16 protein-coding genes are annotated in these 20,338 nt (G+C 40.4%); 4 read left to right on the top strand and 12 right to left on the bottom strand.

Annotated features, from left to right (window positions below):
* Positions 1–153: 153 nt before the first annotated feature.
* The 10 genes from FEE42_RS07635 to FEE42_RS07590 all read right to left on the bottom strand — a co-directional run bounded on the left by FEE42_RS07635 (position 154) and on the right by FEE42_RS07590 (position 15,214).
* Positions 154–9,093, bottom strand: coding sequence for an ESPR-type extended signal peptide-containing protein (locus tag FEE42_RS07635; RefSeq protein WP_164028057.1), 8,940 nt, complete (start codon positions 9,091–9,093; stop codon positions 154–156).
* 185 nt (positions 9,094–9,278) lie between these two features.
* The gene (locus FEE42_RS07630) at positions 9,279–10,673 is read right to left on the bottom strand and encodes a DHA2 family efflux MFS transporter permease subunit (protein WP_164028056.1); all 1,395 of its coding nucleotides are present in this window, start codon (positions 10,671–10,673) and stop codon (positions 9,279–9,281) included.
* Complete coding sequence (gene mobB / locus FEE42_RS07625) at positions 10,670–11,182, bottom strand: molybdopterin-guanine dinucleotide biosynthesis protein B (RefSeq protein ID WP_164028055.1); 513 nt, start codon at positions 11,180–11,182, stop codon at positions 10,670–10,672. The genes FEE42_RS07630 and mobB overlap by 4 nt, the downstream gene beginning before the upstream one ends.
* A gap of 168 nt (positions 11,183–11,350) precedes the next feature.
* Positions 11,351–11,572: a hypothetical protein gene (locus FEE42_RS07620; protein ID WP_164028054.1), complete on the bottom strand. Its 222-nt coding sequence runs from the start codon at positions 11,570–11,572 to the stop codon at positions 11,351–11,353.
* A 9-nt stretch (positions 11,573–11,581) separates the two neighbouring features.
* Complete coding sequence (locus tag FEE42_RS07615) at positions 11,582–12,016, bottom strand: SoxR reducing system RseC family protein (RefSeq protein ID WP_135969656.1); 435 nt, start codon at positions 12,014–12,016, stop codon at positions 11,582–11,584.
* Positions 12,010–12,783, bottom strand: a complete 774-nt coding sequence (locus FEE42_RS07610; RefSeq protein WP_164028053.1) for a class I SAM-dependent methyltransferase — start codon at positions 12,781–12,783, stop codon at positions 12,010–12,012. The genes FEE42_RS07615 and FEE42_RS07610 overlap by 7 nt, the downstream gene beginning before the upstream one ends.
* Positions 12,765–13,856: a tRNA (uridine(54)-C5)-methyltransferase TrmA gene (gene trmA / locus FEE42_RS07605; RefSeq protein ID WP_164028052.1), complete on the bottom strand. Its 1,092-nt coding sequence runs from the start codon at positions 13,854–13,856 to the stop codon at positions 12,765–12,767. Before trmA ends, FEE42_RS07610 begins: the two co-directional genes overlap by 19 nt.
* An 82-nt stretch (positions 13,857–13,938) precedes the next feature.
* Positions 13,939–14,274: a MaoP family protein gene (locus FEE42_RS07600; RefSeq protein WP_059368598.1), complete on the bottom strand. Its 336-nt coding sequence runs from the start codon at positions 14,272–14,274 to the stop codon at positions 13,939–13,941.
* A gap of 56 nt (positions 14,275–14,330) precedes the next feature.
* Positions 14,331–14,936, bottom strand: a complete 606-nt coding sequence (dsbA, locus tag FEE42_RS07595) for a thiol:disulfide interchange protein DsbA (RefSeq protein ID WP_164028051.1) — start codon at positions 14,934–14,936, stop codon at positions 14,331–14,333.
* Between the two features lie 11 nt (positions 14,937–14,947).
* The gene (locus FEE42_RS07590; protein ID WP_077584454.1) at positions 14,948–15,214 is read right to left on the bottom strand and encodes a YihD family protein; all 267 of its coding nucleotides are present in this window, start codon (positions 15,212–15,214) and stop codon (positions 14,948–14,950) included.
* Between the two features lie 64 nt (positions 15,215–15,278).
* Between FEE42_RS07590 and mobA the strand changes: the two genes are divergently transcribed.
* The 3 genes from mobA to FEE42_RS07575 are packed head-to-tail and all read left to right on the top strand — an operon-like array spanning position 15,279 to position 17,251.
* On the top strand, positions 15,279–15,842 hold the full coding sequence (gene mobA, locus FEE42_RS07585; protein ID WP_164028050.1) for a molybdenum cofactor guanylyltransferase MobA: 564 nt from the start codon (positions 15,279–15,281) through the stop codon (positions 15,840–15,842).
* A gap of 44 nt (positions 15,843–15,886) precedes the next feature.
* Positions 15,887–16,468 (top strand): rhomboid family intramembrane serine protease, encoded by a 582-nt coding sequence (locus FEE42_RS07580; RefSeq protein WP_164028049.1) that lies wholly within the window; start codon positions 15,887–15,889, stop codon positions 16,466–16,468.
* Positions 16,469–16,495: 27 nt separating this feature from the next.
* Positions 16,496–17,251 (top strand): DeoR/GlpR family transcriptional regulator, encoded by a 756-nt coding sequence (locus FEE42_RS07575; RefSeq protein ID WP_077582082.1) that lies wholly within the window; start codon positions 16,496–16,498, stop codon positions 17,249–17,251.
* A gap of 275 nt (positions 17,252–17,526) precedes the next feature.
* On the opposite strand, the gene dusA is transcribed toward FEE42_RS07575, so the two are convergent.
* Positions 17,527–18,510 (bottom strand): tRNA dihydrouridine(20/20a) synthase DusA, encoded by a 984-nt coding sequence (dusA, locus tag FEE42_RS07570; protein WP_164028048.1) that lies wholly within the window; start codon positions 18,508–18,510, stop codon positions 17,527–17,529.
* 392 nt (positions 18,511–18,902) lie between these two features.
* On the bottom strand, positions 18,903–19,259 hold the full coding sequence (locus FEE42_RS07565) for a hypothetical protein (RefSeq protein WP_164028047.1): 357 nt from the start codon (positions 19,257–19,259) through the stop codon (positions 18,903–18,905).
* Positions 19,260–19,884: 625 nt separating this feature from the next.
* Between FEE42_RS07565 and rpsL the strand changes: the two genes are divergently transcribed.
* Complete coding sequence (rpsL, locus tag FEE42_RS07560; RefSeq protein ID WP_005543325.1) at positions 19,885–20,259, top strand: 30S ribosomal protein S12; 375 nt, start codon at positions 19,885–19,887, stop codon at positions 20,257–20,259.
* Positions 20,260–20,338: the final 79 nt, after the last annotated feature.

Genomic DNA, 20,338 nt, shown 5'->3' with positions numbered 1-20,338 from the left:
AGTGAATACCGAATTTTTCGTAAAATCACTGCATTATCGTTTAGATATTACAAAATGAGCGTACTTTAAGTACGCTCATTATTTATATCAGATTTTGTGCAGCCAGGGTAAAGATTAAAAACTTTACTAATTTTGACCGCACTTTTAGGTTAATTAGAACTTCCAACCAACCGCTGCACCACCGGCATAATCTCCTGAATTGTTCGCACTACCACCGATTTTGATAATAACGCGACCGTTGTCGGTCACTCTGGAGTAGCCCACTGCGATTGCCGATGCACCACGGTAAGTACCACCACCCACACTCACAACACTTTCACCTGCACGATAAGATTGCGGTAGTAAGCTCATTGCAACAGCGGAAGCGATACCACTGCGTAAGCGACGATCAACCCGATTAATACGACTATGCACATCGCGCATATTTAGCGACAATTTCTTGTCAAAATAACCGAGATTTACTGCATCGCTGGCTTCTTTCGGATCTGCGACATTTGTTACCCGTACAGGTTTGTCCGAGCCGCTATTGAGTCTTACAACATCTGTTCGATGTTGAACATCTTTGTTTGTTTTAGGATCGACATAAACGAGTGGTCCGGTCATTTGTAATTGATCCAATGCCTGACTAAGCGTTTTTTTGTCGGTATTGCCATAAATATTAAAGCTACCTTCAATATCAGAATTACCTAAATCAATTTTCGCATTATCCGCAAGAGTTAAAGATTTATTAATCGTTACATCTTGTAAAACAGTATTGCCTTCAACGGTTAGACTTCCTCCAATCGTTGAATTCCCCTTCGTGGTACTGTCGCCATTCACCAAAAGATCTTGAGTGGTGGTTGTACCTTCAATCGTTGCATTACCTTTCACAAGACTGTCACCCTCAACCGTTGCGTTACCTTTCGTTAAGGTGTCTTTCTCAAAGGTTGCATTGCCTTTAACGGTGCTGTCACCTTCGACCGTAGAGTTACCTTTCACAAGACTGTCACCCTCAACGGTTGCGTTACCTTTCGTTAAGGTGTCTTTCTCAAAGGTCGCATTGCCTTTAACGGTGCTGTCACCTTCAACCGTAGAGTTACCTTTCACAAGGCTGTCGCCCTCAACGGTTGCGTTACCTTTCGTTAAGGTGTCTTTCTCAAAGGTTGCATTGCCTTTAACGGTGCTGTCACCTTCAACCGTAGAGTTACCTTTCACAAGGCTGTCGCCCTCAACGGTTGCGTTACCTTTCGTTAAGGTGTCTTTCTCAAAGGTTGCATTGCCTTTAACGGTGCTGTCACCTTCAACGGTTGAATTGCCTTTCACAAGGCTATCACCATTAACCGTTGCATTTCCTTTAGTAAGAGTATCTTTCTCAAAGGTAGCATTTCCCTTAACGGTGCTGTCGCCTTCAACAGTTGCGTTACCTTTCGTTAAGGTATCTTTTTCAAAGGTCGCATTGCCTTTAGTAAGAGTATCTTTCTCAAAGGTAGCATTTCCTTTAACGGTGCTGTCGCCTTCAACAGTTGCGTTACCTTTCGTTAAGGTATCTTTTTCAAAGGTCGCATTGCCTTTAACGGTGCTGTCACCTTCAACCGTAGAGTTACCTTTCACAAGGCTGTCGCCCTCAACGGTTGCGTTACCTTTCGTTAAGGTGTCTTTCTCAAAGGTTGCATTGCCTTTAACGGTGCTGTCACCTTCAACGGTTGAATTGCCTTTCACAAGGCTATCACCATTAACCGTTGCATTTCCTTTAGTAAGAGTATCTTTCTCAAAGGTAGCATTTCCTTTAACGGTGCTGTCGCCTTCAACGGTTGCGTTACCTTTCGTTAAGGTGTCTTTCTCAAAGGTCGCATTGCCTTTAACGGTGCTGTCACCTTCAACCGTAGAGTTACCTTTCACAAGGCTGTCGCCCTCAACGGTTGCGTTACCTTTCGTTAAGGTGTCTTTCTCAAAGGTTGCATTGCCTTTAACGGTGCTGTCACCTTCAACGGTTGAATTGCCTTTCACAAGGCTATCACCATTAACCGTTGCATTTCCTTTAGTAAGAGTATCTTTCTCAAAGGTAGCATTTCCCTTAACGGTGCTGTCGCCTTCAACAGTTGCGTTACCTTTCGTTAAGGTATCTTTTTCAAAGGTCGCATTGCCTTTAGTAAGAGTATCTTTCTCAAAGGTAGCATTTCCTTTAACGGTGCTGTCGCCTTCAACAGTTGCGTTACCTTTCGTTAAGGTATCTTTTTCAAAGGTCGCATTTCCTTTAGTAAGGGTATCTTTCTCAAAGGTCGCATTGCCTTTAGTAAGAGTATCTTTCTCAAAGGTAGCATTTCCTTTAACGGTACTATCACCGTCAACGGTTGAATTCCCCTTAACTGCTAAGTCTTTTTCAATTGTAGCGTTATTAGTAACAGTCAGATCTTTAGTTGTGGTTGTGCCATCTACATCTAAGTTACCACCAATAGTTGCATTACCTGTGGTTGTTAAATTACGGAAAGTAGGATCTTTCGCCATTAGAATTTCTATCGCACCTGTTGTTGCATTAGCTACAGTACGAATATTACTACTATCAGCCTCTTTATCCTCTGCTAAACTGCCTTTAACTGTCAGTGTTTCGCCTAATTTACGGTTGACAATTTCACCATTATTTCCCGTGAAATTCAGACCTTTACCTGTAAGATTACTGAAGTCTTGGATCGTTGTGTAAAGTTGACCACCTGTTACTGCATCTTTACTACCCTCTGTGACATTTCCTTCACCAATATTGCTGATAACATTGCCACCCATATCCACTTTTGTGCCATTCGCTACAGTAAAGGTTTTATCTTGACCACCTACAGTTGTATTACCGGATAATACGGTTTCACCTGTGGAAGTCAGTTTATTGCTAAACGTGCCATTTTCAGAAGTTAAATTGGTGATTGTGCCGTTTGTCGCAGTTAAATTATTCACTGTCGCGTTATTCGTGACAGTAAGATCTTTGGTGGTTGTTGTGCCTTCAACAGTCGCATTACCTTTGGTGACAGTATCTTTCTCAAAAGTCGCATTGCCTTTGACCGTGCTATCACCCTCAACAGTAGAGTTACCTTTCACCGTTGAATTGCCCTTCACCGTCAAATCTTTTTCGATATTGGCATTGTTGGTTACATTTAAATCTTTGGTTGTAGTCGTGCCTTCAACAGTCGCATTACCTCTGGTGACAGTATCTTTCTCAAAAGTTGCATTGCCTTTGACCGTGCTATCACCCTCAACAGTAGAGTTACCTTTCACCGTTGAATTGCCCTTCACCGTCAAATCTTTTTCGATATTGGCATTGTTGGTCACATTCAAGTCTTTGGTTGTGGTCGTGCCTTCAACAGTCGCATTACCTTTGGTGACAGTATCTTTCTCAAAAGTTGCATTGCCTTTGACCGTGCTATCGCCCTCAACAGTAGAGTTACCTTTCACCGTTGAATTGCCCTTCACCGTCAAATCTTTTTCGATATTGGCATTGTTGGTTACATTTAAATCTTTGGTTGTAGTCGTGCCTTCAACTGTCGCATTACCTCTGGTGACAGTATCTTTCTCAAAAGTCGCATTGCCTTTGATCGTGCTATCACCCTCAACAGTAGAGTTACCTTTCACCGTTGAATTGCCCTTCACCGTCAAATCTTTTTCGATATTGGCATTGTTGGTTACATTCAAATCTTTGGTTGTAGTCGTGCCTTCAACTGTCGCATTACCTCTGGTGATAGTATCTTTCTCAAAAGTTGCATTGCCTTTGACAGTGCTATCACCCTCAACAGTAGAGTTACCTTTCACCGTTGAATTGCCCTTCACCGTCAAATCTTTTTCGATATTGGCATTGTTGGTTACATTCAAATCTTTGGTTGTAGTCGTGCCTTCAACTGTTGCATTACCTTTGGTGACAGTATCTTTCTCAAAAGTTGCATTGCCTTTGACTGTGCTATCTCCCTCAACAGTAGAGTTGCCATTCACGGTTGAATTGCCCTTCACCGTCAAATCTTTTTCGATATTGGCATTGTTGGTCACATTCAAGTCTTTGGTTGTGGTCGTGCCTTCAACTGTCGCATTACCTTTGGTGACAGTATCTTTCTCAAAAGTCGCATTGCCTTTGACTGTGCTATCACCGTTCACTGTTGAATTACCACCAATTGTTGCATCACCCGTGGTTGAAATTGTTTCAAATTCAGGTCTTTCTGCAATTTGAATTTCAACTTTACCCTCGGTCACCACGGTTTTGACATTTTTAGAGCTATAGTTACCGCTTGTTGTAGCTGTTCCCGTGATATTTAATGTTTCACCTAATTTACGACTTGTATTTCCTGAATTACCTGTAAAGCTTAACCCTTTATCTGTTAGGCTTGAGGTGATATTTTGAATTGTGGTGTGTAATTGACCACCTGTTATCGCATCTTTACTACCTTCGGAGATATTTCCGTCAGTAATGTTGCTGATAACATTGCCACCCATATCCACTTTTGTGCCATTCGCTACAGTAAAGGTTTTATCTTGACCACCTACAGTTGTATTACCAGATAATACGGTTTCACCAGTGGAAGTCAGGTTCTTGCTAAACGTACCATTTTCAGAAGTTAAATTGGTGATTGTGCCGTTTGTCGCAGTTAAATTGTTCACTGTTGCGTTATTAGTGACAGTAAGATCTTTAGTGGTTGTTGAACCTTCAACTGTCACATTACCTTTGACCGTGCTATCGCCCTCAACAGTAGAACTACCTTTCACCGTTGAATTCCCCTTCACTGTCAAATCTTTTTCGATATTGGCGTTGTTGGTCACATTCAGATCTTTGGTTGTGGTCGTGCCATCAACGGTTGAATTGCCTTTTACCGTCAAATCTTTTTCGATATTGGCATTGTTGGTCACATTCAGATCTTTGGTTGTGGTCGTGCCATTAACCGTTGAGTTGCCATCAACGGTTGAATTACCTTTTACCGTTAAATCTTTTTCGATATTGGCGTTGTTGGTCACATTCAGATCTTTGGTTGTGGTGGTGCCATTAACCGTTGAGTTGCCATCAACGGTTGAATTACCTTTTACCGTTAAATCTTTTTCGATATTGGCGTTGTTGGTCACATTCAGATCTTTGGTTGTGGTGGTGCCATTAACCGTTGAGTTGCCATCAACGGTTGAATTACCTTTTACCGTTAAATCTTTTTCGATATTGGCATTGTTGGTCACATTCAAGTCTTTTGTTGTGGTTGTACCATTTACACCTAAATCACCGCCTACGGTTGCATTACCAGTCGCTGTTAAGTTACGAAATGTAGGGTCTTTTGCCATCACAATTTCTATCGCACCTGTCGTTGCATTTGCAACTGTACGAATATTGCTGCTATCAGCTTCTTTATTCTCTGCTAAGCTACCTTGAACCGTAAGTGTTTCACCTAATTTACGGGTGACAACTACACCATTGTTCCCCGTAAAATTCATACCCTGATTGGTTAGACTTGTTGTAATGTTTTGAATTGTCGAGTGAAGCTGACCACCTGTTATCGCATCTTTACTGCCTTCGGAGATATTTCCGTCAGTAATGTTGCTGATAACATTGCCACCCATATCCACTTTTGTGCCATTCGCTACCGTAAATGTTTTACCTTGACCACCTACAGTTGTGTTACCGGATAATAGAGTTTCACCTGTGGAAGTCAGGTTATTGCTAAACGTGCCATTTTCAGACGTTAAATTGGTGATTGTACCATTGGTAGAATTCAAGTTAGTGATTGTACCGTTGGTAGAATTCAAGTTAGTAATTGTACCGTTAGTTGAATTCAGGTTAGTGATTGTACCGTTGGTAGAATTCAAGTTAGTAATTGTACCGTTGGTAGAATTCAAGTTAGTAATTGTACCGTTGGTAGAATTCAAGTTAGTAATTGTACCGTTAGTTGAATTCAGGTTAGTGATTGTACCGTTGGTAGAATTCAAGTTAGTAATTGTACCGTTAGTTGAATTCAGGTTAGTGATTGTACCGTTAGTTGAATTCAGGTTAGTGATCGTACCGTTAGTCGAATTCAGGTTAGTGATTGTACTGTTAGTTGAATTCAGGTTAGTGATTGTACCGTTGGTAGAATTCAAGTTAGTAATTGTACCGTTAGTTGAATTCAGGTTAGTGATTGTACCGTTAGTTGAATTCAGGTTAGTGATTGTACCGTTGGTAGAATTCAAGTTAGTAATTGTACCGTTAGTCGAATTCAGGTTAGTGATCGTACCATTGGTAGAATTCAAGTTAGTGATCGTACCATTGGTAGAATTCAAGTTAGTAATTGTACCGTTAGTCGAATTTAGGTTAGTGATTGTACTGTTGGTAGAATTCAAGTTAGTAATTGTACCGTTAGTTGAATTCAGGTTAGTGATTGTACCGTTGGTAGAATTCAAGTTAGTAATTGTACCGTTAGTTGAATTCAGGTTAGTGATTGTACCATTGGTAGAATTCAAGTTAGTAATTGTACCGTTAGTTGAATTCAGGTTAGTGATTGTACCGTTAGTTGAATTCAAGTTAGTGATTGTACCGTTAGTCGAATTCAGGTTAGTGATCGTACCGTTGGTTGCTGTTAAATTATTAACGGTAGCATTATTGGTGACATTTAAGTCTTTGGTTGTGGTTGTCCCTTCAACAGCAGAGTTACCTTTCACCGTAGAATCACCTTTAACGGTTAAGTTTTTCTCAATGTTTGCATTGTTGGTGACATTTAAGTCTTTAGTTTTGGTTGTGCCATTAACAGTTAAATCTCCGCCAATCGTTGCACCATTGCTCGTTGTAATGCTGGTGAAATTCGGTGAATCATTAACAGATAATGTAATATCTTTGCCGCTTTGAGTGATATTAAGATTTTTTCCTGCAATAACTTTTACAGTATCGCCCATCTGAACATTGGTCGAACTATTACCTTCTACATTACCGCCTTCGGCCTTTCCTGTATTGATGTTCCAACCTTGATTAACTTTATTTAGGGCGGTGTTTGCCGTAGTGTTAGCCGCATTCGCAGTTGTATTAGCAGTATTTGCAGTTGTGTTAGCTGCATTCGCAGTTGCATTAGCAGTATTTGCAGTTGTGTTAGCTGCATTCGCAGTTGAATTAGCGGTATTTGCGGTTGTATTGGCTGCATTTGCCGTAGTATTAGCAGCGTTAGCAACCTTGCTTACATCATCTAACTGTCCTTTATTTACCGCATCCGTTTTTGCTGTACCATTATTTACATTAGTGATCTTATTATCACCCATGTGTACAGTGGAACCACTTTGGAAAGTAATATTTTTACCTTCACCTCCAAGTAGAATGTTACCACGTAAATTTGATGTACCGGATACTGTTAATGAACCACCTGCGGCTACATTCAATTGCTTGTCCACATCGACTTGCTTAAATTTCGGATTATCAACGGTCTTGACTGTAATTGTGCTACCGTTACGCTCTACATTAATATTTTTTCCTTGAGCAATATTGATTGAACTATTTCGTGTGATCTTCTCACCGGCATCATCATTAGCTTTAAGCAAGAAACTAGAATTATTGAGTGCATTATTAATTGCATCTGATACGGTTTTAGCGGTTGTTAAACCTGCTGTATTACCTGAAACGTTGGTAACACCTCTTGCATCAGTAGAAATATTTTGTGTCACCACATTCATTTTGACAGATGAACTATTATCACCATCGGTAACCACTGCTGTTGTATAGTCGCCATTAGTGAAATTCACTAAACCATCATTATTAATACGAGATTTTGTACTGCCGTTTTGTTGAATATTAAAACCCGTATGTTTCATTGCTTGATAAAGTTGGCTACCATTGATTGCATCGGTTGATGTTGCTGAAACCCGCCCTGCTGCAACATTAATAATTTGGCGTTTCATTGTTCCATTGCCAACAGATACAACCCTAGTAATATCATTACTATCGCTAGGATCCCCTGTTTTGGCTGCTCCAGCAAAATTATCAGTGTTAATATTGTTGCCAGAATCATTCTTTACTGTAAAGTTTGTTGATGTTCCAGCTCGTTCAGTTTCTGAATAAAAGCCTAATGCCACACCACCTTGATGAACGGCTTTAGAATTAGCCCCTATCGCAGTTGCATGGTTCTGCCAAGGAGCGCCTGCCGTAGCATTCGCTCCTAACGCTACGGTTTCACCTGACTTAGCAGTAGCCCCTGTTCCAATAGCGGTTGTTAATTCACCATTTGCAGTTGCCTTTACCCCTACTGCCACACTGGCTTTATCAGTACGACCATTTGATGCAGAGGCATCTTGACCAATCGCAACACCTGTTCCTGCGGTAGTATTCGTACCAATAGCTGTACCACCTGCCGCTGTCGCTTTAGATAAAAAACCAACAGCTGTTGAACCTGCGCCATTTGTCGTAGTATTTGCTCCTAAAGCAACAGCTCCTTTACCGGTAGCATTTGAATTTCCCCCTACTGCGGTGGCTGTTTCACCATTAGCAAGACTACTCGTACCTACTGCTGTTGTGCCAGCATTTGTTGCATTACTTTTAAAACCGACTGCCGTTGCTCCTTCACCATTTGCTGTAGCGTTGGCTCCGAAGGATGCAGTACCTCTTCCGTCTGCTTGAGAGCGACCACCAACTGCAGTAGCTTCCAAACCATTAGCATTTGTATATCCACCAACTGCTACTGAAGGGAAATCCTGATCACCGTTATTACTTCCCGTAGCACTTGCCCGATAACCAAGTGCTACCCCAACTCTTGTTGTTACATTCGAGCCGGTACCAATTGCGATAGCTCCTGGGGCTGCGGCTTTTGCTCGAGTTTCACCCCACTGTTTATTATTTTCTATACCAATAGCAATTGCATTACTATCACCGGTTGCTTCACCACCTGCAATTGCAGTACCTTGCCCCGATTTGTGTTTAATTTCCCCACTACCGGCTTGTATGGCGAAAGCATTTGGTACCACCACTGCCATCATCACTGCAGATGTAATAGCAATAGTCTTAATACCGGCAAAAGATTTCCCTTTTACTTCACTTTTATCCGAAACCTCAACGGTGCTATTAGAGGAGGATTTACAATGCCCTTTTGCTAACTCAGATACCGCCATCCAAGTTTGCGTGGTGTGGTTGAAAATTACTTTAAAGATTTTGTTCATGATAATATTCCTATAGGTTGAATTAGTATAATTTTACCCTTCATAAAAAGTGTCGGGTAAAAACCAACTTAGCTACTCGGTATAAATATTGTCGAATAGTAACGCAATTTTTGAATAGAGTATAGAAAAATAAAGAACACGAAAAAATAAGCCAAGAATAAAATTTTTCTTCGACGTAATGAGGGCTAACTACAATTCTTGCGTAAATGATTTCCATCTCCTTTGTGTAGTTTGGCTAAGATCAAGAGCAATAAAACAGCAAAAATAGATGAGGTTAAGAATGTATAGCTGAAGGCTTGTTGCAATAGCTCCCCTTCATCACCAAACAGTTGACGATAAACATTCAAAATAATAGATGAGACGGCAATCCCAAAGCTAATGCCCACTTGTTGGACAATGCTGAGCACTGTTGCTCCTGCACTGGCTTGTGCTTGAGAAAGATCGCCTACAGCCAATGTATTCACAGCGGTGAAAATCATTGACATACAGGCCCCATACCACATTAAATTACAGATAATCCAGCCAAGTGAGGTTTGAGCGCTGAGCCATGCCATTGAGATAATCCCCATAGCCATAAAAAGTGCGGATGAAATCAGCGTAGTTTTATAGCCGAATTTATTCAGAATATGTCCGATGAAGATTTTGAATATCACTGACATTAAGGCAATGGGCATAAGTAACCAACCGGACATTTCAGCACTATATCCAAAAGAAAGTTGAAACATTAACGGTAATAAAAATGGTACGCCGGAAGCGGACAAACGAATAAATAAATTAGCCAGTATGCCCAAGCTAAATGTTCTAGTGCGAAATAGGGAAAGTGGTAGGAGCGCCCGTTCATTTCCTTTCGCATAAATCACATAAATAGCCAATAAGCAGATGCCGAGAATAAGTGCACTATAAGTGGGTAATGGATTTTGACGAGTTTCACCCAGTAAATCTAAACTGAGCGTTAATCCCACCAAACCTAGCGCGAACAATAAAAAGCCTATCCAATCCAACTTTTCTTCATCGCCCTTGATATTGTTCATTACCCTACTAGAAGCCCAAATACCCAATATACCAATAGGGATATTAATTAAAAAGATCCAGTGCCAAGTTGCATGAATCACCAACCATCCCCCTAAGATCGGTCCTAAAATCGGTCCGATTAAACCGGCCGTTGCCATTAAATTCCAAGCATTGAGGAGTTGATATTTAGGCACGGATTGAATAATCGCTAAGCGGGCGACCGGCATCATAAAGGCACCGCCAATACCTTGAATAACACGTGCGAGAATGAGACTGTCTAAGTTAGGTGCTGAAGCACAAGCTACCGAGCCCAATACAAATATAAAGACGGCACTGCGAAACACCGCAAGCGTACCGAATTTTGCCGTCACCCATGCTGTGAGGGGAATAAACAAGGCGACAGCTAAAGAATAGGCGATAATCGCCATTTGCATTTCAAACGCCGGTTTATGCAAATCGACAGAAATTGCCGGTAATGCGGTATTTAAGATAGTCGCATCAAGGCTTTGCATAAAAAGCGCCATTGCCGCCACCCAAGCCAAACCCCGATAAGTTCTATCATCCTTCATTTTATATCCTGTGAGCGGAGCCAAGTTTCAATAAAATCGGCAATCTGTGGAATTCGGTTAATATCTAACAAAGTGCGGTCGGTTTCAAGAGAATAATTGGTGGCAAGAGCAAGGACACAGCCGTCTATTTCCGGCAAGGGCTTCTCCATTTCTTGGCGATGTAAAAGAATTTTCGGGATCGGTTCTTGTTTAAATCCTTCCACGAGAATTAAATCCGTTAATGCGCCATCAAATTGTTGGGCTAGATAATCCAGCGAAACGGGCGCCGCGGTTTCCGTCATCATCGCCCAACGGTTATCGCAAGCCATCATGACTTGGGCAGTGCCGGCTTCTTTCATTCGCCAACTGTCTTTCCCTGCTTTATCCACCTGTGCATTATGATGGCTGTGTTTGATCACAGAAACTTGAATGCCACGAGCAATTAATTCGGGGATAAGTTTTTCTAATAGCGTAGTTTTACCGCTGCCGCTATAACCGGTAATACCAAGAAGGGGAATTTGAACACGCATAAAAATAACCTTAAAAATGACCGCACTTTAACGATTTTCAAACAGTAAAAACCCCGATAAATCGGGGTTGATGATATTTATCGGGAATTTTTTAAGAGATGATTTGCCCAAATAGCGCCAGCGATGCCAATCAATGCAATAATGCCAAGACCAATTGTAAGTCCCATATTATCTTTCCTCCGATAGTTGACGAAAAAACCGGCCCATTACTAAAAAAATATAAGCAATGATAAGTAAAAAAGCAATATTAGCCCCTTTAAAAGCAAGGGAATTTTCGCCATAGAGTATAACAGGCATCGCTAGAATGGCAACTTTTGCAATATCATCCGTTAATTTTGACCACGCCTCTAATGAGCTTTTTTCAATGGGGGATTGGAATAAATTAAACATTGTTTGCTTTCAAGAAAGTACGCGTAATAAGACCGGCTGAAATTCTGTTTGTCTCCCTCGCTTTTTTGTATAGTGCTTAATGAAAACAAAAGAAAGCACGGTAAAAAGAAGAATAATGAGGGCTCGGATCAATTCATTTTCGCTAATGTAATCGGATAACAGCGTTGTGATAAGCAAAGTAACAAGCGGTACGATGTACATGAATAATGCGGAAAACAGCATTGATTTTTCTGCTAAGCCAATTTCCACCACTTGCCCTTCGCGTAACGGCATCATGGTTTCCACATTAAAAATATGTTCCCCGCGTTTGCCGTTGAGTTCGGAAAGGTTGGAAGTGCCGCAGTTGTTTTTTGCCGCACACTGTCCGCAGGCACCTTGGGATTGACATTTTACTTTTGCCACGCCGTTTTCATAGCCAATGACGACCGCACTTTCTTTTAACATTGCGCTTCTCCCAAATAAATATCAAAGCGGTGATTCTTCGTTTCACGACAAAAGTGCGGTTGTTTTTTTGCGAGAAATTCCGCATAGTCGGGGCGTTTTACCACCACTCGTTGTCGGGCTAATTGTAACGCAGGGGCAAGCAGTGCGTCTGCATCCAAATCTGCTCCGACTAAATGCTGAAACACGCGCATTTCTTTTTTTACCAAAGCGGATTTTTGTTTGTGCGGATACATCGGATCGAGATATACCACATCGGCAAAATCCGTTTCGGGATTTAATTCATGAATATGACGAACAGTTAATAAACGCAAATTTTGCCACAACATTTCCCCTATCTCTTCATCCTGATAGGCGCGATTTAAGCCGTCTTGCAACAATAAATAGACAATGGGATGGCGTTCTACTAAACGCACTTGACAACCGATGGCGGCTAAGACGAAGGCATCACGTGCCAGCCCTGCGGTAGCATCAATTACCGTTGGTAATGCATTGCCTTTGATTCCCACCGCTTTTGCTATTGCTTCGCCGCGTCCACCGCCGAATTTTCGCCGATGTGCCATTGTGCCCCCCACAAAATCCACATACACCGCACCAAGTTTGGGTTCGTCTAATTTGCGTAACTCCAAACGCTCATCCGTTTGTACTAGGGCAAGCGGGCTTTGATCATCAGGGATAATGTTCATTGCGCCACAAAGTGCGGTTAAATTTTCGAGCGTTTTTTCCGTGGATTCGGAAATGAGCCGAATCTTTACTTGCGAATCAGCCATACGCCGCTTTCCATGTGATCGGTATAAGGGAATTGATCGAACAACGCCGCTTTTTCAATACGGTGCGTTTTTGACAGCTCTTGCAAATTATCACATAAGGAATGAGGGTTGCATGAAATATACAAAATACGATCATAGCCTTGCACGAGTTTTACGGTGTCGGGATCAAGCCCGGCACGAGGAGGATCGACAAAAATGGTATGACATTCGTAAGTGGTTAAATCAATGTCTTTTAATCGATTAAAGGTTCGCACTCCGTTTATCGCTTGGGTAAACTCTTCCGCTGACATACGAATAATCTGCAAATTGTTGATGTTATTTTCTGCGATATTAAATTGTGCGGCGGCCACCGATGGTTTTGCTATTTCCGTGGCGAGGACTTTGCGGAAATTTTGTGCCAAGGCGATAGAAAAATTACCATTGCCACAATAAAGTTCAAGCAAATCGCCCTCGCTCTCTTTTGTGCAATCTATCGCCCATTCCAGCATTTTGCAATTTACCGCGGCGTTAGGTTGGGTAAAACTGTTTTCCACTTGGCGATAGATATAGTCCCGTCCAGCCACAGGCAAGATTTCATCCACGTAATCATGATCCAAGCAAATTTTTTGTTTACTCGCGCGTCCGATAATTTGCACATCGAAACTAAGTGCGGTCAATTTTTCTTTCAAATTTTTAGCCGCACTTTCCCATTCTTCGGAAAGCGGTTTGTGATAAAGCAGGCTGACGATGATTTTATTACTCAAGGTGCTGAGATAATCAATTTGAAAGAGTTTTTTGTGCAGGATTTCTTGTTGTTTAAGCAAAGGCAGCAAGGTTTTCATCATACGATTAATCAGCCGGCTGGCGATAGGAAATTCGTCCACTCGGTAAGGTTTGCGGGTGGTTTGATCAAACATAATATGATAAAAATCATCCTGTTCGTGCCAAATACGAAACTCCGCCCGCATACGATAATGGCTGGTCGGTGAATCAAACACTTGAATTATTGGTGCGTTAAACGGGCGCAGAAGTGCGGTTAGTTTTTCTTGTTTTTTTTGTAGTAATTCGGTGTATTGAGAAATGGGGAGTTGCATTTGTTGAGTCCAACTGTATGGGGCCAAAGCAATTTATAAAATAAACAAAAGGCAGACTTCAGCCTGCCTTGTCTCATTGATTTTATTCGCCGGAATAATCATCACCGCCGGATGCAGCTTCACTCACATCACCGGAGAGGGTATAAACACGTTTGGTGGTGTTGATGCGGGTGCGGTATTTATTCCATGTTTTTTCAAAGAAAGTTTCCGCTGCACGTTCTCCGCGACAGAAGGCGACAAACTCTTTTTCTTCTTTTGTTGCCGGTTCACGCTCACCTAAATCTAATGCTTTGAACGCTTGTCCGTATTGCTCAAGCACTTGTGATTCTTTGATGGTGTAATCACCGTGACGCGAAAATCCGCGCGGATAGTTTTTGTCGTCAAAAAAACGACGGGTAACGCTAAAACTTGCAGCCATGATCATCTCTCTTTCTTTGATTGCTTAAAAAAGGCTGGCATTAAACCAATTTTTCGCTATTTTTGCAATAAACCTTTTACGGTTTCCACGTAATCCTTAACGAAATTATCATAATTTAATCCTTCAGGGTTAACTCGGAATTTACCGTTTACATAGAAATCCGGTACGCCGTGTACACCGAATTGTTCAGCTGCATTGGTTTGTTTGTTTACTAAGCCGTTCACCGCAAAACTATTGATTCCTCCATCAAATTGTTCCGCTGTAATGCCGTTATCTAAGAAGATCGCGCGAATATCGTCCATTGACTTTAAACGATCTTTTTGCGCCGCTTCAAATAAAGGCATTTTGACTTTATTTTCTACACCTAATGCCATTGCCAGCGCCCAAGCACGGGTTAGGTTTTCAGACTGACGTCCTAAAAAACTTACATGATATTGTTTAAATGCGACACCTTCTGGTAATTCGTCTTTCACTTGTTGAGGAATTTTATATTCCATTTCAAAGGAATAGCAATGAGGGCAATAAAAAGAGAAAAATTCAATCACTTCTTTTTGCATTGCCGCTTGTTGGTTGACTTGGATATATTGTTTACCTTCTTGTAAATTGGTGGCGAAGGCATTGACAGAAATTAACGCGCCTAATGCAAGTAAAAATTTTTTCATTTGTTTTTTCCTTATTTAATAATGCCGCGGGCTTTTAACAGCGCGGTTTTAAAATCTTCTTCGTAATCTTTTTTTATACCGGGAATGGGCTCGTGTTTATCCGTTCCATCCATTTTGAGTTGATAAATAATCACTTCATCAGTCAGTTCATTTAATGGTTGTTTAAAACCGGATTCATCGGCGATTTTTTGTAAGATTTCCATCAAACTCAAATCCGGGGCTTTAGACCAATAAGGTTGTAAAAGTTCCAAAACTTCATTTAAACGCTTACATTTCATTGCTATTTTCTTTTTAATCGTAAAAAATAGGCGCATAATACTGCAAATTTTCACAGAATAAAATATGTTAACGATAAGTGCGGTGATTTTAGCGGGAGGAAAAGCTCGCAGAATGGGAGGACGTGACAAGGGGTTACAGGTTTTGCACGGTAAGCCTTTGATTCAATATATGATTGAACGTTTACGACCACAAATCACGGATATTTCCATTAATGCCAATCGAAACCAAGCCGCGTACGCAAAATTCGGTTTTCCCGTTTTTGCCGATGAACTGGCTGATTTTCAAGGCCCGCTTAGCGGTATGCTGAGTGGGCTTGAAAAAACCAAGACGGATTTTGTTTTGTTTACTCCTTGCGATAGTCCTTTCTTTCCTAACAATTTACTCGAAAAACTCAAAAGTGCAGTGGAAAATGACCGCACTTTGATTGCTTATGCTTGCGATGAAGAAAGGGAACATCCCACATTTTGTTTGATGTCGGTCGAATTAAAAAGGGCATTACGGGCTTACCTTGCCTTCGGTGAACGGCGGTTGTTGCAATTTATGCGGGAAAATAAAGGAATTGCGGTGAAGTTTACAACAGATGAAGGGCAATTTATGAATGTTAATTCCTTGGACGATTTACGATAATTATTTTTACGGTACTGAGAGTTGATTAAGAGACGTATTATTTTATGAAAAATTCTGATTTATCCCATTATTTTACACCGCTACACATTATTACCGCGATCTGTATCATTGTGTATTTATTACAACAGCTCGGCTTTGAAGAAAGTATTATGGAAATTTTTCATTATCCTGTTTATTTTGATCAGGATGGGGAACTTTGGCGTTATATCACACATACTTTTGTGCATTTGTCGAATATTCACATTATTGCAAATTTATCATGGTTTTGGTTATTTGGCAGTGTGATTGAACGCTATTTTGGCGGTGGAAAGCTTTTTCTTATTTTTTTAGTTTCTGCCATTGTGAGCGGTATCGTACAAAATTATTTTTCGGGTGCGGGCTTTTTTGGATTATCGGGTGTGGTGTATGCGGTGTTGGGTTATGTCTTTGTCGTCGATAAACTGAATGCTAACATTTTTAATTTGCCGAAGGGGTTTTTTACAATGTTACTTGTGGGGCTAATATTTGGATTTATTAGCCCTTTATTTAATATTTATATTGGTAATGCCGCCCATATTTCAGGTTTCATAGTCGGGTTATTTTGGGGATTTATTGATAGTAAAATTTATTTGAATCGGGTAGAGTAACAGCGCTATTTATTTAGGGGATACGATATGAAACAATCCATTCGCCATCAAAAAATTATGGAGCTTGTCAATCAGCATGGCTATTTAAGTACAGAAGATTTAGTTATCCGACTGGATGTCAGTCCGCAAACTATCCGACGAGATTTGAATGTGCTTGCAGAACTGAATTTTATCCGCCGTCATCATGGTGGGGCAGCCTCTCCTTCTTCCGCAGAAAATTCCGATTATATTGATCGCAAACAGTTCTTCTCTTCACAAAAAAATTGCATTGCCCAAGAAGTTGCAAAACTTATTCCCAATGGCGCTTCGTTATTTATTGATATTGGTACGACGCCGGAAGCGGTCGCAAACGCATTACTTGATCACAAATCGTTACGTATTGTTACGAATAATCTGAATGCCGCTCATTTGCTCCGTCAAAATGAAAGTTTTGATATTACTATGGCGAGCGGTTCGTTACGGATGGATGGGGGGATTATTGGTGAGGCTACAGTGAATTTTATTTCCCAGTTTCGGTTAGACTTCGGTATTCTTGGTATCAGTGCGATTGATGAAGACGGTTCCTTATTGGATTATGATTATCACGAAGTGCAAGTGAAACGAGCGATTATGGAAAGTTCACGTCAAACATTGTTGGTGACCGATCATTCAAAATTTACCCGACAAGCAATCGTCCGCCTAGGGGAATTGGGGGATGTGGAATATCTGTTTACAGATGAAGTGCCATTTCCTATTTGTCAATATTTACAGAATGTTAAAACGAAGTTAGTGATATGTCAGTAAGAAAGTGCGGTTATTTCTAACCGCACTTTTGTTTTTTTAACATCCATGTAAAACCACTAATGCAGTTAAGACCAATTCAAAAAAATAAAACAGGATTAAATTAGAATTTATAAACAGAAGAGAGACTCAAGATGCCAAGAAGTGTAAGACTTGATACTCCAAGAAACACGATGATCTCCCTCTCAAATCTTGGGTCTGATTATAGTATAAAATAGAGATAAAGAGAAAGAAAAAAATTGAAATTTGTGAAATGTGTCACATTTTTAGCTTGGGTTTTAATTTTCAACAAAACCAAGTGCTGTTTCAATAACTTCAATCCCTGCCCCCTGTTTGAATGCATTTTCACTTAAATAACGACGCCATTGGCGTGCGCCTTTACAATGTTGAAATGTTCCCAGCATATGGCGAACGATATGATTGAGATAAACACCTTGGCTCAGTTGTTTTTCAATATAAGGTAGCATTGCTAACACCGCTTCTCGTGGGGTGATAATCGGCATACGAGAATCAAACAAGGCTTGATCGATCGTGCCGAGTAAACTTGGGTTTTGATAAGCTTCACGCCCCACCATTACGCCATCGACAAATTGCAAATGTTGTTTCATTTCTTCCACGGTTTTGATTCCGCCATTAATGACGATTTTCAAATGGGGAAAGTCGCGCTTTAACTGATAGACGCGTTCATAATCAAGTGGTGGAATTTCACGATTTTCTTTAGGGCTTAAACCAGAAAGCCACGCTTTGCGTGCATGAATAATAAATTCCTGACAGCCTTTATTCTGCACTTTTTCGATAAAATCACATAAAAATTCGTAACTATCGAGATCATCAATGCCAATACGGGTTTTCACCGTTACGGGAATATTCACCGCTTGTTGCATCTTTTCGACAGATTCCGCCACCAAATCCGCTTTTGCCATTAAGCACGCACCAAACATCCCATTTTGCACCCGATCAGAAGGGCAACCCACATTCAGATTAATTTCATAATACCCCCGTTTTTCCGCCAGTTTTGCACAATGTTGGAGCTGCTCAGGATCACTTCCGCCTAATTGCAACGCAACGGGATTTTCACAGGGATCAAAATCCAAGTGGTCATATTTGGCGTGAATAATTGCCGGCGCAGTCACCATCTCCGTATAAAGCAAAGCATATTGGGAGAATTGGCGATGAAAATAACGGCAATGACGCGTCGTCCAATCAAGCATTGGCGCAACAGAAAAACGTCCGCGATAAAAGTGCGGTTGATTTTGAGGCATTTTTATTTCTCTTGTTTATTGTTGCACTTATGTCTTCCCCAGAGGCAACTGGATGAGGAAATCTCTTGCAACAAAATAATAAAGGGGTTCAAACAGGGCGAAATTATGGGGACAATCATAGGGGAAATCAAGCTCAGGATTTACTTAGCTTAGTTAATTGCTGATGCGATACGGTTGCTAATCAGCTTTCTATATCCAACCATTGCTCGGAAAAAACTTCAGAGGCTATCGGATTTGAAGAAGCGCAAGCGCACGTATTGATATTTTCGTGTATAAAACTTGTTTCGCACACTATAACTTGCAGTCAAATTCTTTTGAATATTTAGCCGCGTCTTTTGCTAAAAGCTCTAAGTTTCTTAATTTTTTATACGATTACTGATTACTAAAAATAATTATTCTTTTAAAGATAAATTTCCTAACTTCCATTCACTTAAAATAGTCTCGGCATCAAGTCCAAATATATCTGAAGTATTAGCTATTTCTGCTAATTTTTCTTGACTGATTTTTGAAAAATTTTTACTAAATAATAAATAGCTTGCAGCCCAATTTACGACGGATGTCGATTTGTTATGTAACAACACTGCTAAACTATCTATTTCATTAATAGAGAGAAGATAATTTTTAGCACTAACTATTTTCTTATAGCTACTGTTAGCTAATTTATAGTTTCCTTCTAAAGTTGCTTTTCCATGTATATCAGAATACTTTTCAAAATACTGAATAGCTTGAGCTGTATTATTAAACTTCATATTTATATTCCTACTCCTAAAAATTCCAACTAAATCGTTCAAGAGCTTTAATGCCGTATTGATACTGTTCATTAAGATTTTTATTTTTCAACCAGTCTCGAACTCTCATAGATGTTCCACGACGTATAGATGAATAAAATCCAGAAATTTGTGCATGAATAGTTCCCTTACCATATAGTAATTTTATTAGGTTGTTTATATTATGAATTTTAATTCATTCTAGATTTCGCTATGTTACTTGGGGGCAACGACTTGATGCCAAGCTTGCTCTTTTAAACTGAGAAAAACTATCAAATCTCTTTGTAAAAGACCTAAATTTCTTATACGCCTAGTATTGTTCCACTGAAATTTTATAGGTTTACCTCCAGATCCCCAAATAGCTTAACCCCATTCCACAGATTCCTCTTTAAATTAGATTTTGCGTGACTACTATCATACAGAAAAATTACTAAAATTTAACCGCACTTTCTTCCCTCCGACTATTAAGGATCCAGGCTGCGATCCTCGTCATTGTTTGTTGACAAGCTGCGTCATAATGATTAAAATTCGCCGTCTATTTCTATATTGAAGTAGATTTTTTGAACAACATTCTATTATGAATAACATTTAAACTGGAGCTTTTTTAATGGCAACTATCAACCAGCTAGTACGCAAACCGCGTGTGAAAAAGGTTGTAAAAAGCAACGTTCCTGCATTAGAGGCTTGCCCGCAGAAACGTGGTGTATGTACTCGTGTATATACTACAACTCCGAAAAAACCGAACTCAGCGTTACGTAAAGTATGTCGTATCCGCTTAACAAACGGTTTTGAAGTGACTTCTTATATCGGTGGTGAAGGTCATAACCTTCAAGAGCACAGTGTTGTGCTTATCCGTGGTGGTCGTGTTAAAGACTTACCGGGTGTGCGTTATCACACCGTACGTGGTGCATTAGACTGTGCCGGCGTTAAAGACCGTAAACAAGGTCGTTCTAAATACGGCGTTAAACGCCCTAAAGCTTAATGGTTCTCCGTTAAGTAAGGCCAAACGTCTAAATTAGCAAAAAAATTTAAACCATAAACTCCAGTCAACAAAGCGCTTT

It is taken from the genome of Rodentibacter caecimuris, from assembly GCF_010587025.1.
In the GTDB taxonomy this organism is placed as follows: Bacteria; Pseudomonadota; Gammaproteobacteria; order Enterobacterales; family Pasteurellaceae; genus Rodentibacter; species Rodentibacter caecimuris.
This window is presented reverse-complemented; position numbering and strand designations above follow the sequence as displayed.

Coding starts and splice junctions, on each gene's coding strand:
- FEE42_RS07635 (WP_164028057.1), bottom strand. CDS start 9,093: ATGAACAAAATCTTTAAAGTAATTTTCAACCACACCACGCAAACTTGG.
- FEE42_RS07630 (WP_164028056.1), bottom strand. CDS start 10,673: ATGAAGGATGATAGAACTTATCGGGGTTTGGCTTGGGTGGCGGCAATG.
- mobB (WP_164028055.1), bottom strand. CDS start 11,182: ATGCGTGTTCAAATTCCCCTTCTTGGTATTACCGGTTATAGCGGCAGC.
- FEE42_RS07620 (WP_164028054.1), bottom strand. CDS start 11,572: ATGTTTAATTTATTCCAATCCCCCATTGAAAAAAGCTCATTAGAGGCG.
- FEE42_RS07615 (WP_135969656.1), bottom strand. CDS start 12,016: ATGTTAAAAGAAAGTGCGGTCGTCATTGGCTATGAAAACGGCGTGGCA.
- FEE42_RS07610 (WP_164028053.1), bottom strand. CDS start 12,783: ATGGCTGATTCGCAAGTAAAGATTCGGCTCATTTCCGAATCCACGGAA.
- trmA (WP_164028052.1), bottom strand. CDS start 13,856: ATGCAACTCCCCATTTCTCAATACACCGAATTACTACAAAAAAAACAA.
- FEE42_RS07600 (WP_059368598.1), bottom strand. CDS start 14,274: ATGGCTGCAAGTTTTAGCGTTACCCGTCGTTTTTTTGACGACAAAAAC.
- dsbA (WP_164028051.1), bottom strand. CDS start 14,936: ATGAAAAAATTTTTACTTGCATTAGGCGCGTTAATTTCTGTCAATGCC.
- FEE42_RS07590 (WP_077584454.1), bottom strand. CDS start 15,214: ATGAAATGTAAGCGTTTAAATGAAGTTTTGGAACTTTTACAACCTTAT.
- mobA (WP_164028050.1), top strand. CDS start 15,279: ATGTTAACGATAAGTGCGGTGATTTTAGCGGGAGGAAAAGCTCGCAGA.
- FEE42_RS07580 (WP_164028049.1), top strand. CDS start 15,887: ATGAAAAATTCTGATTTATCCCATTATTTTACACCGCTACACATTATT.
- FEE42_RS07575 (WP_077582082.1), top strand. CDS start 16,496: ATGAAACAATCCATTCGCCATCAAAAAATTATGGAGCTTGTCAATCAG.
- dusA (WP_164028048.1), bottom strand. CDS start 18,510: ATGCCTCAAAATCAACCGCACTTTTATCGCGGACGTTTTTCTGTTGCG.
- FEE42_RS07565 (WP_164028047.1), bottom strand. CDS start 19,259: ATGAAGTTTAATAATACAGCTCAAGCTATTCAGTATTTTGAAAAGTAT.
- rpsL (WP_005543325.1), top strand. CDS start 19,885: ATGGCAACTATCAACCAGCTAGTACGCAAACCGCGTGTGAAAAAGGTT.